Below are 13,161 nucleotides of genomic sequence, written 5' to 3' on the forward strand. Positions count from 1 at the left end.
CATGGGCGCGGACATGACCGACGCCCCTGCCCTGCCGCTGAAGCTGTTCAACAGCCTGACGCGCTCCCTCGAGGAGTTCGTCCCCGTCCATCCGGGCGAGGCGCGCGTCTACAGCTGCGGGCCGACGGTCTATAACTATCCGCATATCGGCAATATGCGCGCCTATGTCTTCGCCGACACCCTTGGGCGGACACTGTCGTTCAAAGGGTACAAGCTCACCCACGTCATCAACATCACCGACGTCGGCCATCTGACCGACGACGCCGACGCAGGCGAGGACAAGCTCGAAAAAGCGGCGGCCGAGCGCGCGCAGTCGATCTGGGACATCGCGCGCCATTATACCGAGGCCTATTGGGCCGACATCAAGGCGCTCAATATCCGCCAGCCCGCGCACTGGTCGATCGCCACCGACTATGTCCCGCAGATGATCGACTTCGCCAAGGCGATCGCCGACAAACATTGCTACGAACTGGACAGCGGCCTCTATTTCGACACCGCGAGTGTCAATAATTACGGGCGCCTCGCGCGCCACGGCACCGATGAGGGCGAGAGCCGCATCGACCCCGTCGATGGCAAGCGCCTGCCTGCCGATTTCGCGATCTGGCGCAAGACCCCCGCGGGCGAGACGCGCCAGATGGAATGGGATTCACCCTGGGGCCGCGGCGCGCCGGGCTGGCATCTCGAATGCTCGGTGATGTCGGAGGCGCTGCTTGGTTTCCCGTTCGACATCCACACCGGCGGCATCGACCACCGCGAGATCCACCATCCGAACGAGATCGCGCAGAACCAGGCGCACAGCTGCAGCGACGCCAGCGGCGCGCGTTTCTGGATGCACAATAATTTCCTCGTCGAACGCAGCGGCAAGATGTCGAAATCCAGCGGCGAGTTTTTGCGCGTTCAGCTGCTGACCGACAAGGGCTACCACCCGCTCGCCTATCGCCTGCTGTGCCTGCAGGCGCATTATCGCAGCGAGCTGGAGTTCTCGTGGGACGGCCTCGGCGCGGCGCTGACGCGGTTGAAGCGACTGGTGATGGCAGTCGCCGCCCTTCGCGACGCCGACGACGCGCCGGTCGCCGATCGCCGGCTGACCGACCTCTTGGCCAAATTCGACGCGGCGATGTCCGACGACCTCAACACCGCTGTCGCATTGACCCTGCTCGAAGAAGCAGCGGCGATGAAAAAGATCGACGCCGGGCAGAAGCGCACGGCGCTTGTCGCGATGGACGCCGTTCTCGGCCTCGACCTGCTGGCGATCAGCCGCGCCGACCTGCGCGTCCGCCCGAAATCCGCAACTATCACCGAAGCAGAAATCGAAGCCACCCTCATCCGCCGCAAGGAAGCGCGCGCGGCCAAGGAATTCGCGGCCTCCGACGCGCTGCGCGACGAGCTCATCGCCGCCGGGGTCGAGGTGATGGACGGCGACCCGCTCGGCTGGGATTGGCGGTTGGAGGCATAGCTGCCGCAGTCATGGGCGAGGTCGGATTTCGACCGAAGTCGGCTATAAATCCTCCCTGTGGCGAAGCGATGGGGAGGACGCGACAGGGAGGATCGGCAACGTCTGTTCCCTACCCAATATTGATCATCAGCGCTTCGGAGGCGGGGCGGCAACAAGCGACCGATTGCGGACATTGGAAACGCGAGTAAGGTTCCGGCCATGAGCAGAGCAATGAACCGTCGGCCTTTTCTAATTGGAATGTTGGCTGGCGCTGCATCGGCACTAGCAAGCGTCGCTGCGGTCGCGTCGTTGTCGGAAGACGGCACCGTTCAATACCTCCGTGTCGCCGACGATAATTACGAGCACATTCTAGGGCTGAATTACAAACCTGAGGACGGCCCGACGAGCGCAAAGATCATCAGGGATTGCAAGATCGAGCAGTTCGTGACGGACGTATCCCAGCCAGATTATGCCGGGTCATCGTTCGTCAAAATCGACGGAATGCCGAAAGCCAATCTGAATTGCGTAATTGGGGAGGCCCGGATCAATTCGATGTCGATCGCAATTGTCGACGGTATTGATGCGATACCAATCGATTGCATCGGCGGATGGCCTACGCGTTTCCAAAAGGAAGAGGCGGGTGGGTTTGAACTATGTCGCGGACACAAGAATCCCTACCCGATTTTCGTGTCCACACCACCACCCAAGCGCTAGTCGGCTTCCCACCCCAAATCTGGCGCCACGCCCCTTGCTTACACTCCTGTAAGCGCTACACTCCCGCCATGCTCGACCGCATCGCCTGGCTCCTCCTCGCGCTCATCCACCTCGCCCCGGCGCTCGCCTTCTTCCGCCCGGCGATGCTGACGCGCCTCTACGCCGTCGACGCCCAAAGCCCGACCTTCCTGCTGCTCCACCACCGCGCGGCGCTGTTCGTCGTCGTCTGCACCCTCTGCGTCTGGGCGGCGTTCGACCCCGGCACGCGCCGTGCCGCCAGCGTCGCCGCCGCGATCAGCATGCTCTCCTTCCTGTGGCTCTATTGGCAGGCCGGATCGCCCCCGTCGCTCCGCACCATTGCGTTCGCCGACCTTGCCGGACTGCCCTTTTTGGCCATAGTGGTCTGGCGGGCCTTCTCCCCCGCCTGAAACACGGGATCGCCAACCAATGACCAAGACCGTCACCGTCCTCTCGGGCCTCGTCCGTCCGCTCATCGAAAGCCGCCTGCCCGACTGGGTCGAGCCGCGCTTTTTCCAGTCGAAGGAGGAGGCGATGGCGCTCGCGCCCGAGGCCGACATCGGCTGGTTCGACATGTACGACAAGCGCGACATGGCCGCCGCGATCACCGCCGCGACGAAAATGCGCTGGCTGAACTCGATCTATGCCGGGGTCGACGGCATCCCGCTGGGCCTGCTCGCCGAGCGCGGCACGGTGCTCACCAATGGCGTCGGCATCAACGCGATCACCATCGCCGAATATGTCGTGATGGGCATGCTCACCGTCGCCAAGGGGTACCGCGAAGTCGTGCGCGCGCAGGAGCGGCATGAATGGCTCCAGGATTCGCCCGGCAAGGTCGAACTCTACGGGTCGAAGGCGCTGCTGCTCGGCTATGGCGCGATCGGCAAGCTGGTCGAGGAGCGGCTGAAGGCCTTCGCCGTCGACGTCACCGTCGTGCGCCGGACCCCCGGCCCCAACACGCTGACCCCCGACCAGTGGCGCGACCGCCTCGGCGATTATGACTGGGTGATCCTCGCCGTCCCCGCGACGCCAGAGACCGACGGCATGATCGGCGCCGCCGAACTCGCCGCGATGAAACCGACCGCGACTTTGATCAACATCGCACGCGGCAGCGTCGTCGACCAGGCGGCGCTGGTCACCGCGCTCGACGCCAAGCAAATCGCCGCGGCCTTCCTCGACGTCACCAGCCCCGAACCGCTGCCCGCCGACGATGTGCTGTGGAGCCTCGACAATGCGCATATCACCATGCACCTGTCGGGCCGTGCGCAGGACAAAATGTTCGTGCGCGCCGCCGAGCGCTTCCTCGAAAATCTCGGCCGCTGGCACAAGGGCGAAGCGGTCGAGCCGCGCGTCAACCTGACGCTGGGCTATTAGCCCGGCCGCTCGGCCTTCAACTCGCGCACCAGCGGTTGCAGTCGCTCGTCATATTTGGCCAGCATCGTGTGCGATCCGGCATGGTCATAGAAACTCACCAGCTCGCGCCCGTTCCAGCGGTGCAGCGCATAGGCGGGGTCCTCGGCGACGATCATCGGGCGGTCGTCGGGCTTGTTCTCGTCGATGGGCCTGAGATCGAGCGACACCTGCGGCGCGGTCGACGAACAGATGGCGATGGTCCGCCCCTCCCACGACACGGTGACGCTGCGGTGAAGATGCCCGCAGATCAGCCCGCGTACCTGCGGGTGGCGGCGGATCACGTCGGTGAAGGTCGCGACCCAGGGTTCGTCGGGATGGGTGTTCATCCACTCGATCCCGCTTTCGACCGGCGGATGGTGCATCACGACATAGGTCGGCTTGGCCGGGTCCTTCGCCAGTTCGGCGTCGAGCCACGCCGCGCGCGCCTCGCAAAAGGCGCCCCCATGGCGCCCCTCCTCGAGCGTATCGACGGTGACCAGCCGCAGTTCGGGCAGGTCGATGCTGTACTGGATAAAGCCGTTGCCGTCGTCGAAGCCCGGAAACTGCGCATGAAAATTGTCGCGCAGGTCGTGGTTGCCGACGCTCGGCCACACCGGAAAGGGGCAGCGCGAAAAGGCCGTCGCCAGACGGCGATAGCTGTCCGGATCGCCGCGATCGGTGATGTCGCCGGTGGCGAGCAACAGGTCGGGCCGGTTCGGCCCCTCGATCAGCAGGTCGAGCACCTCGTCCAGCCGCTTGCGATTATATTCGGCCGGATTGTCCGGATCGAACCCGATATGGATATCGGTGATCTGGGCGATCAGCATATCCGTCCCCTGTCTCAGGGCCTAAACCCAAGAACTGCGCGTTCGAGGCGTCGAAATGGCGAAGATATCGCCTTCGCGTGGCCGCCGCGGATGGTGGTTCCATCTGCAAGGCCGCGCGCAGGCGAGATCGAAGCCATTTCGGCGTCCCTTCGGGATTTGATCGATTTTGTCCATGGCTGCGTCAGCGAGTGTTGAAATATCGACATATTCCTGCCCCTCGCTTTCTGGCCCTGAACAAAATCGCTTCAAACCTCGAGCGCGCAGTTCTTGGGTTTAGGCCCTTTTGGTCGGCTGGTCCGACCGCCCTGTTGTCATCCGCCCTGTTCAGTGGCTTGTAGCGCTGGAGTGCGCCAAGTCACATTATAAAGATTCCGGCCCACACGCCCTGTGATTTGGCTCACAGCATAAGTATCGTGCGACGGTTGTTTTGTCATGAACGCCGTCTTTTTCTTGCGCTGGGTCGGCGGCATCCAGGGTTTGCCGCCGTCGCTGTGATATTCGTGGCACATCGCGCAGGGCGATTCGGTCGCGGTCTCGACCTTGACCAGCCGCGCGCCGCCCTCGCCGACATGGCAGTCGCGGCACTGGCGCAGCCCCGGGACGAGCAGGTTGGTCGATTGTTTCGACGCGCTCGCCGCAGTGTGGCAGTCGGCGCATTCGGTTTCCTTGTGCGCGTCATGGTCGAACCAGCCCTTTTGCAGGAAGCGCGGCGTCTGGTTGACCGCCATCACCCGCCAGTCGTTGCCCGACGTCGGCGCAAAGATCGTGTGGCAGTCGTAACAGGCGCCGCCCTTCGAAAAGACCGCGCGCACCGCGTCCTGGGCGCGGCTGGGGCGTACCGCGACCTCGCGGAAATAGATGTTGTAGACCTGCCCCTCGGCATATTGGCCCGGCCGCCGCCGCTCCATGCCGCCGAGCTGCAGCGGCCGCGCGGGCGGAGTCGAACGATAATAAGCGGTGAGGTCGGCGACGACCTGCCCGGGTTCGCCATGCCGCAGCGTGCGCGTCACGCCGCCAACGGTTTCGAAGGCAAGGCTGTGGCACATCGCGCAATCGCGCTCCATCTCGACCGGCTTGATCCGCACCCCGTCGGCGTCGGGCTTGTGACAGTTCGCGCATTCGAGCTTCTTGCCGAAGTCGTAGCGGCCCCGGAAGCTCGCCGCCATGCGCGCGACCCCGCCGGCCGCCTGCAGGTGCAGGTCGTGCGGGAATTTCAGGCCGTTATAGTCGAGCGGCGGTTTGCCGAGCGCGGCGCGCACCGGCTTGGCGCCCGGCGCCGCGTGGACGAGCGGACGGAAATCGGGATGGCTGGTGCCGAAATCGCCGGCATCGGCAAGCTCGGTCGGATGCCCCGCGGCCTTCAGCCGGCCGTTCATGCCCTCATGGCAATCGGCGCAGAATTTCTGCGGCGTCGCCGCCATCGGCCCCGCGCCCTCATGCTCGGTATGACATTCGACGCAGCGACCCTGCGGCCGGTTGAACGCCTGCCCGACCCCCGCGAGGAATTTGTCGAACCCGCCCGGCGGCGCGCGCGCCGCGAGCAGCATCGCGGTCGGCGCATTGGCGTGCGCGGTGCTCATCGCCTTATGCTCGCCGGTGTGACAGCCGACGCACGCCTTGTCGGTCACCGCCACGAACGGCTCGACATGGCACGACTGGCAGTCGTTCTTCAGATTGGCGTGCGCGCTCGACAGCGGCCCCGACAGCCAGGCGGTGTCGGCATGATAACCCTTCGGCCGCTCGTCGACATTCTTGTAGCTCTGCCAGGCCCAGATCGGCCCGACGAGGAAGGCGAGCAGCATCAGGATCGCGAAGGTCCAGGCGCCGACACGCTTACCCGGCATCACCCCCTGCAGCGAGAAGGCCTTGGCTTCGTCGACGTCCTTCGACGATTGCGACAGCTCGTCGATGCGTTCGACGAGCAGGATGATCGCCTCGCCCTCGCGCGCGATCGTCAGGCGGTGGCCACCGAAGCGCAGCTCGGCACCGGCGGCGCTGTCGATGTCGGCGACCGTCTCGGGCCGGCCGTTGATGTCGAAGCCCAGCCCCTCCTGCGCCTGCACCCGGACATGACGCCCGTCGGTGCTGGTGATCGTCGCATGATGCGGGTTCACCGCCAGGTCGGCGATGTGAATGATGTTGCCGCCCTCGCGGCCCAATGTGATCGCGTCACCGGGCAGCGCCTGGTCGCGGATGATCTGTTTGCCGGTCTTCGTCGTCGAGATACGGCGCAGGATGAAGCTCATATTTCCCCCTCCCCTCGCCTTACCAGTAGAAGAAGACGCTGATGATGTGCGCCGACAGCGCCGCGATCAGCGCAAAGGTCAGCGGCACATGCACGTAAAGCCAGATTTCGAGCAGCGCGCGGATGCGCAGATGCTGGCGCAGCCGCCCGAGCGCCGCCTGTTTCTGCTTCAACAGCCCGACGACCTTCTCGCGCGCCTCGGCATCGCTGCTGCGCGATCCCGCGAGCGTGTGCAGCGCGGCGGCTGTCGCGCATTTGGGATAGCGCCCCGACAAGCGCGCGCCGATGCCGCCCGCGAAAGGGTCCTCGTCCAGCGCCGCGAGCACCGGCGCGGTGTCCTCGGGGGTCAGCGGCTGTGCGGCGCTGTGCAGCTGGCGGTCGAAGGCACGGATCGCCTCGAGCATCTGCATCTGCGTCATCTCGTCGCGATTGTTCGACAGCGCCGCGGGAAGCGTCGAATAGACGACGATGCCGTAAAGCCCCGACAGGATGACCAGCATCATCAGCGCCCAGGCGAGCGTATGGACGTTCCAGCCAAGCTGGAAGCCGGTGTGCCAGGTGCCGATCACCATCAGGCTGAGCCCGAGATAGACATGCGCCGACGTCCAGGCTTTCAGCGACCAATAATCGCTGGTCATCTTGCGCTTGCGATAGCCCAGGGCGGTGAGCCAGAGGATCAGCGCGGCGCCCAGCGTGCCGAGCGTATAGCCATACCAGCTGCCGCCATTGTGCCGCGGCGTAACGTCGACCAGCGCATAGCTGACGATGATGAGCAGACAGAGCCCGCCCGAAATCTTGGCCCAGCGAAAATTGGCGTAGCGCAGGAAGCCCTCGTGTCGCCTCTCGCGCACGCGCTCGGTCTGCGTCGCCTTGCTGCGGCGGCCGCCGCGGAACAGGTTCGAAAACAGGCTCGCCATCAGCCGGCGTCCTCTTCGAGCCGCGCGATCGACAGGAATTCCTCGGGCGACACGCGGATCGCCGCGCCGGTCGGGCACGCACGCACGCAGGCGGGACCGCCGGCGATGCCCTTGCACATGTCGCATTTGACCGCGATCTTCTTGGGCTTTTCCTCGCCCAGCTTCTTCTTGGTCCATTTGGGCGAGGGTTCGCCCGGGCCGGGACCGAAACCGGTAAGCAGCCAGCGCAGCAGGCTCGGCTTCTCGGGCGGCGCGGCTTCCATGCGGATCACGCCATAGGGGCAATTGCGCATGCAATTGCCGCAGCCGATGCACCCCGGCTCCATGAACACCTCGCCGTCGGGGCCGCGGTGGATGACGTTCGGCGGGCAGTCGGCCATGCAATGCGGATGCTCGCAGTGGCGGCAGCTCGTCGGCACGTGCAGATGCGCGAAGGTCTTGCCCGCCTCGCGGTCGAGCCGCGACAGCCCTTCATGGCTGTCGGCGCAGGCCTTTTCGCAATTGTCGCAGCCAACACAGAGATTCTCGTCGATCAGCAACGCGTCGGTCGCCTCGCCCAGCCCTTCCTTCATGATGAAGCCGGCGGTGTCCGAATACAGGTCGACCGCGCTCGAATAGCTCGCCTTGCGCGATTCGATGAAGGCATTCATCGCGGCGCGCTCGGCGACCGCGGCCTCGGTCGCCTCGCGGACCTTCGGCCGCTTGGCGAGCATTTCCTTGAACTGCTGCCCCTTCAGCCGGATCACTTCGCTCGCGACCGCGGCTTTGACCGTGGCGTTGCGCGGCGCGCCGCTGAGCACCGCCATTTCGCCGAAATAGCTGCCCGCCGGCAGGTAGCGCAGGAAGATCGCCTTGCCGCCGATATCCTTCTCGACCACCATCGAGCCCGAGCGCACGACATAGACATCGTCGCCCTCGTCGCCCTCGGCGAGCACGACCTTGCCCGCCGGAAAGCGTTCGATCGCCGGATCCTCGACGATCGGTTCGAGATCCTCGACCGTCAGCCCGCCCTTGAAGATCTGGAGCAGCTGGCGCTCCAGCGAGATGCGGTTGATCACGCGCTTGGCGCCCGGCACCGACGCCATCAGCTTGAGCGCGGCGGTACGCGACACCTCGACGAAGATGCTGTCCTCGCCGGCGCGGATCGTCGCGCCGCGCTTGCGGCCCGAAATCAGGCCGACCTCGCCAAAGATCGACCCCTGCTCGATCGGCACCGTCATGTCGGGCCCGATCTCGACCACGGCATGGCCGTCGGCGATCGCGAACAGCGACGATCCCGGCTCGTCGGCGTAGAAGACGACTTCCCCCTTGGGATAATAGCCGACCTTCGAATCGAGCATGAACTCGCGCATCTGCAGCGGCGAGACGTCGGCGAAGATGCGGACGCGGGTGCGGATATAGTCCAGCCACTCGCTGACCGATTTCTTCTGCGGCAGCTTTTCGAAGATCGCCGCCAGATCCTTTTCGTCGGCGGGGGTCAGGTCGGTGTTGCCGTTGATGAACTCGACGACGTCATAGCCCTGGTTCATGCAATGCTTGATCAGCGGATAGCCCGCGAGCGCGCCGATCACGAAGATGCCGGGGACGGTCGATTCAAAGGTCGGCGACAGCTTGGGAAAGGCTTCGCGGTCGGGGCCGGTGAATTCGATCCCCATCGACTCGACGAACGCGCGCGGCGCGACCGACCCCAGGCGCGCAACGATCACGTCGCACTCGATCTTCTCATCGCCGGTCGGGGTTTCCAGCGTCAGCCAGCCGGGTTCGACCAGCTTGGGCTGGGTCTCGGTGCGGATCGACATGAAACCATTTTCGCCCGCCTCCATCATGTCGGAGACATTTTTGGCCTTGGCGCGCGCGAAATCCTTCGAGCGGTTGAGGATGGTGACGGTGTTTTCCAGCGCCTCCTCGGCGACGCCGAGCGCATTCTCGATGCCCGCGTCGCCCGACCCGACGACGGTGATATGCTTATCCTTGAAATCCTCGGGGTCGTCGACGGTATAGATGATGTGCGGCAGGTCGTTGCCGGGGCAGCGCATCCGGTTCGGATTGCCCTGCGTGCCGATCGCGAGGATGATGTTTTCGGCGTGAAAGACGTCGCCCTTGGCGGTCTTGATCGCGAACGCGCCCTTTTGCCCGGTCACCTCGGCGACTTCGGCATGATAGGCGACCTGGACCTTGTTGTTCGCGGCATCCTCGTCCCAGTTGCCGAGGATATATTCGCGCGCGCCCTCGGCAAAGCGGCAGTCGGACCTGAGGTCGAGCCGCTCGGGCGTCGCCAGCACGCGCTTGCCCTTCTGATATTTATAGATGGTGTCCGAAAGGTGATCGGTCTTTTCGAGCAGGATGTGCGACAGGCCAAGCTGTCCGGCGCGCGACGCGGCACTCAGCCCCGCGGGACCCGACCCGATGATCGCGACCCTGACAACATTGGGGAGCGACTCGCTCATGCGCGCGTCCGCCGGCCGCGCGATACGCCGCCCGACCTTGTCGCCGTGATGCTCACAAACCTGCGCACGGGCATCCCTGTCCCCCTGTCGCCAGCCCCCCGGCGAGTACAATATGGATGCGACCCGGACTTATGTCCTGGGCGTCAAGCTATGCCCTTGAAAGCGGGGAAAGGTCAACCGGCGAACGTCCAGTTTCTGGCTGCTGCGAGCCGTTCGCAACAGCGCCGCGACAACGCCAAAAACGCCGCGTGTCAGGCGAGTTCGAATTGCGCCGCGATACGGTCCGACGCGACCGGCTCGAATCGCGACCAGCCCTCGGGGCCGAGCTTTTCGAGCGGCCGGAAGCGCGCCTTATACGCCATGCGCGCTGACCCCTCGATCCAATAGCCGAGATAGACATAGGCCAGCCCCGCCTGCGCGGCGCGCTGGACATGGTCGAGGATGATGTACGTGCCGAGTCCCTCGCGCAGCGGGTGCGACGCATCGAAGAAGCTGTAGATCATCGACAAGCCGTCGCTCTGCCGGTCGGTGAGGCAGCATCCGATCAGCCGCCCGCGCACGCCGTCGACCGTCGGTTCGCGATATTCGATCAGGTAGCTGTCGACCGGGGTCTGTTCGACCATGTCGGCGAAATCCTGTTCGTCCATGTCGGCCATGCCGCCATTGGGATGGCGTGAGGCGAGATAGGCGCGGAGCAGCGCATATTGTTCCTCGGTCGCCCAGGGCTTGCAGGCGGTCGCGACGATGTCGCCGTTGCGGCGCACATTGCGCTTATGCGACGTGTTCGGCGCGAATTCGCCGGCGCACACGCGCACCGACACGCACGCGGCGCAATCCGAACAGCTCGGGCGATAGGCGACCGACTGGCTGCGACGAAACCCGATGCGGCCGAGCGCGTCGTTGAGTTCGCCCGCGCTGTGGCCGCTGAGTTCGGTGAACACTTTGCGCTCGGTCTTGCCCGCCAGATACGGGCAGGGCGCCGGGCTGGTGACGAAAAAGCGCGGGAAACGGAACGGGGCGGACACGCGGGCTTCATCTCCGAAACTGGCGCAGCAGGCCCCGACGCAAGGCCCCCCGACGCGTTGATTGAGGGGGTTATGCCGCGCCGCGCCGATGGTGCAAAGAGGATTTACCAATTTCGACCGTCCGCACGCGGGTCCGACCGAAAAAAATTGTGCCTGTCCGGCACATCTGTGCCGGACTGAATCAACCCTCAGCTGTAACCGCGCAATTCATCGCCGGTCAGCGTCGCAACGTGCAGCACATTGGTCGACCCCGGGGTCCCGAACGGCACCCCCGCCATCATCACCAGCTTCGCACCGGGCCGGCCGATGCCGTGGCGCAGCGCCATGCGCTTGCCCTTGGCGATCATCTCCTCGAAACTGCCGATGTCCTTCGTCGGTACCGCATGCGCGCCCCACAGCAGCCCGAGCCGCCGCGCCGCCTCTTTCTTCGGGGTCAGCACGAGCAGCGGCGCATTCGGCCGCTCGCGCGCGACGCGGCGCGCGGTCGAACCCGACGCGGTGAAACAGATGATCGCATCGGCGGCGATCGTCGCGATGATGCTCCCCGCCGCTTCCGCCAGCGCATCGGCGGTCGTCGCGTCGGGCAGCGTCTCGGTGAAATGCAGGCGGCGGAAATAATCGGGATCGCTTTCGACCGAGCGCGCGATCGAATCCATCATCGTCACCGCCTCGACCGGCCAGGCGCCCGCCGCGGTCTCGGCCGACAGCATGATCGCGTCGGCGCCGTCATAGATCGCGGTCGCAACATCGGACACCTCGGCGCGCGTCGGCGAGGGCGAGGTGATCATCGATTCGAGCATCTGCGTCGCGACGACCACCGGCTTGCCCATCCGCCGCGCGGTCGCGACGATGCGCTTTTGCAGCGGCGGAACGGCTTCAGGTGGCAATTCGACCCCCAGGTCGCCGCGCGCGACCATCGCGGCGTCGGCAAGCTCGAGGATCTCCTCGATCCGCTGGACCCCCGACGGCTTTTCGAATTTCACCAGCAGCGCCGCCTTGCCGCCGATCAGGGTCCGCGCCTCGGCGACGTCCTCGGGCCGCTGGACGAACGACAAAGCGATCCAGTCGACATGCTGTTCGAGCGCGAATGTCAGGTCGCGGCGGTCCTTTTCGGTCAGCGCCGCGAGCGGCACGACGACGTCGGGGACATTGACACCCTTGCGATCCGAAATCTTCCCGCCGACCTCGACGACCGTGTCGATCCGTGTCGGTGACACCGCCTGCACGCGCAGCACCAGCTTGCCGTCGTCGATCAGCAGCCGGGTTCCGGCTTCGAGCGCCGCGAACAATTCGGGATGCGGCAAATGCACCCGCGTCGCGTCGCCTGGCGCCTTGTCGGTGTCGAGCGCGAAGGGTTTGCCCTTGACCAGTTCGACCGGGCCACCCGCAAAGCTCCCGACGCGCAGCTTCGGCCCCTGCAGATCGACGAGGATCGTCGTCGGGCGGCCGGTATCCTTCTCCAGCGCGCGGATCGCGGCGATCACCTTCGCATGGCCTTCATGATCGCCGTGGCTCATGTTGACGCGAAAGGCGTCGGCACCGGCGCGGTGCAGTTCGGCGATCATGTCGGGCGTCGCGCTGGCGGGGCCAAGCGTCGCGAGGATGCGCACCTTGCGCTGGCGGGGAGTGAAGCTCTGGACCACGGGGTGCTCCGGTCAAAAATCTGGGGGTGAATGTCGGCCGCTTGCCTAGGCGCGTTGCGGCGGCCAAGGCAAGCCGCGTATAGCTATTCATCGCCCCGAACCGGCCGAGTGGAGAAACGATCATGTCGTGCAGCGAAGACCAGAATGTTCCGAACGACGCGCTCGACACGCTCGACGATGCCGTCGCCGCCGCGGCCTTTCGCCGCCTTGTCCGTTTGCTCCAGCATCGCAGCGACGCCGCGAACATCGACCTGATGGGGCTCGCGGGCTTCTGCCGCAACTGCCTCGGCGACTGGATCGCCGAGGCCGGCGGCATCGACAAGGAGGATGGCCGCGCGATCGTTCACGGCATGCCGACCGCCGACTGGAAGGCGCTCCACCACACCGCCGCGACCCCCGAACAACTCCGGCGGATGGAAGAAAGCATGGCGAAGAATCCCTGACCTCGCTAGGGACGCGCCAAGCGCGATTCTCGCGTCCCACCATCCCCATTACCGG

The 13,161-nt window shown here is 65.4% G+C and carries 11 protein-coding genes; 5 read left to right on the forward strand and 6 right to left on the reverse strand.

Features of this window, described 5'->3' with window-relative positions; all coding sequences use genetic code 11:
* Window positions 1-13: 13 nt before the first annotated feature.
* From cysS to EEB18_RS06000, 4 genes are all read left to right on the forward strand, one after another.
* The gene (cysS, locus tag EEB18_RS05985) at window positions 14-1,456 is read left to right on the forward strand and encodes a cysteine--tRNA ligase (RefSeq protein WP_187141884.1); all 1,443 of its coding nucleotides are present in this window, start codon (window positions 14-16) and stop codon (window positions 1,454-1,456) included.
* Between the two features lie 198 nt (window positions 1,457-1,654).
* Entirely contained in the window at window positions 1,655-2,149 is a 495-nt protein-coding gene (locus EEB18_RS05990) for a hypothetical protein (RefSeq protein WP_187141885.1), read from the forward strand.
* Window positions 2,150-2,217: 68 nt separating this feature from the next.
* Entirely contained in the window at window positions 2,218-2,577 is a 360-nt protein-coding gene (locus EEB18_RS05995) for a hypothetical protein (protein WP_187141886.1), read from the forward strand.
* A gap of 19 nt (window positions 2,578-2,596) precedes the next feature.
* On the forward strand, window positions 2,597-3,541 hold the full coding sequence (locus EEB18_RS06000; protein WP_187141887.1) for a D-2-hydroxyacid dehydrogenase: 945 nt from the start codon (window positions 2,597-2,599) through the stop codon (window positions 3,539-3,541).
* On the opposite strand, the gene EEB18_RS06005 is transcribed toward EEB18_RS06000, so the two are convergent.
* From EEB18_RS06005 to pyk, 6 genes are all read right to left on the reverse strand, one after another.
* Entirely contained in the window at window positions 3,538-4,386 is an 849-nt protein-coding gene (locus EEB18_RS06005) for a phosphodiesterase (RefSeq protein WP_056343226.1), read from the reverse strand. The two genes, EEB18_RS06000 and EEB18_RS06005, sit on opposite strands and share 4 nt — an antisense overlap.
* Before the next feature lie 311 nt (window positions 4,387-4,697).
* Complete coding sequence (locus EEB18_RS06010) at window positions 4,698-6,632, reverse strand: cytochrome c3 family protein (RefSeq protein WP_187141888.1); 1,935 nt, start codon at window positions 6,630-6,632, stop codon at window positions 4,698-4,700.
* Window positions 6,633-6,651: 19 nt separating this feature from the next.
* Window positions 6,652-7,548 carry a hypothetical protein gene (locus EEB18_RS06015; protein ID WP_262408141.1) on the reverse strand — a complete coding sequence of 299 codons (897 nt, stop codon included), beginning with the start codon at window positions 7,546-7,548 and terminating at the stop codon, window positions 6,652-6,654.
* Window positions 7,548-9,995, reverse strand: coding sequence for a cyclic nucleotide-binding domain-containing protein (locus EEB18_RS06020; protein ID WP_187141889.1), 2,448 nt, complete (start codon window positions 9,993-9,995; stop codon window positions 7,548-7,550). Before EEB18_RS06020 ends, EEB18_RS06015 begins: the two co-directional genes overlap by 1 nt.
* 251 nt (window positions 9,996-10,246) lie before the next feature.
* Entirely contained in the window at window positions 10,247-11,020 is a 774-nt protein-coding gene (locus EEB18_RS06025; RefSeq protein ID WP_056343236.1) for an arginyltransferase, read from the reverse strand.
* Between the two features lie 188 nt (window positions 11,021-11,208).
* A complete protein-coding gene (pyk, locus tag EEB18_RS06030) occupies window positions 11,209-12,663 on the reverse strand; it encodes a pyruvate kinase (RefSeq protein WP_056343238.1) in 1,455 nt (484 codons plus the stop codon).
* A gap of 122 nt (window positions 12,664-12,785) precedes the next feature.
* On the opposite strand from pyk, the gene EEB18_RS06035 reads away from it, so the two are divergent.
* Entirely contained in the window at window positions 12,786-13,106 is a 321-nt protein-coding gene (locus tag EEB18_RS06035) for a DUF1244 domain-containing protein (RefSeq protein WP_187141890.1), read from the forward strand.
* The last annotated feature ends 55 nt before the right edge of the window (window positions 13,107-13,161 follow it).

It is taken from the genome of Sphingopyxis sp. OPL5, from assembly GCF_003797775.2.
In the GTDB taxonomy this organism is placed as follows: Bacteria; Pseudomonadota; Alphaproteobacteria; order Sphingomonadales; family Sphingomonadaceae; genus Sphingopyxis.

Bases quoted from the DNA above. Each gene is read 5' to 3' on its own strand.
- cysS (WP_187141884.1), top strand. From the start codon at position 14: ATGACCGACGCCCCTGCCCTGCCGCTGAAGCTGTTCAACAGCCTGACG.
- EEB18_RS05995 (WP_187141886.1), top strand. From the start codon at position 2,218: ATGCTCGACCGCATCGCCTGGCTCCTCCTCGCGCTCATCCACCTCGCC.
- EEB18_RS05990 (WP_187141885.1), top strand. From the start codon at position 1,655: ATGAGCAGAGCAATGAACCGTCGGCCTTTTCTAATTGGAATGTTGGCT.
- EEB18_RS06005 (WP_056343226.1), bottom strand. From the start codon at position 4,386: ATGCTGATCGCCCAGATCACCGATATCCATATCGGGTTCGATCCGGAC.
- EEB18_RS06010 (WP_187141888.1), bottom strand. From the start codon at position 6,632: ATGAGCTTCATCCTGCGCCGTATCTCGACGACGAAGACCGGCAAACAG.
- EEB18_RS06015 (WP_262408141.1), bottom strand. From the start codon at position 7,548: ATGGCGAGCCTGTTTTCGAACCTGTTCCGCGGCGGCCGCCGCAGCAAG.
- EEB18_RS06000 (WP_187141887.1), top strand. From the start codon at position 2,597: ATGACCAAGACCGTCACCGTCCTCTCGGGCCTCGTCCGTCCGCTCATC.
- EEB18_RS06020 (WP_187141889.1), bottom strand. From the start codon at position 9,995: ATGAGCGAGTCGCTCCCCAATGTTGTCAGGGTCGCGATCATCGGGTCG.
- EEB18_RS06035 (WP_187141890.1), top strand. From the start codon at position 12,786: ATGTCGTGCAGCGAAGACCAGAATGTTCCGAACGACGCGCTCGACACG.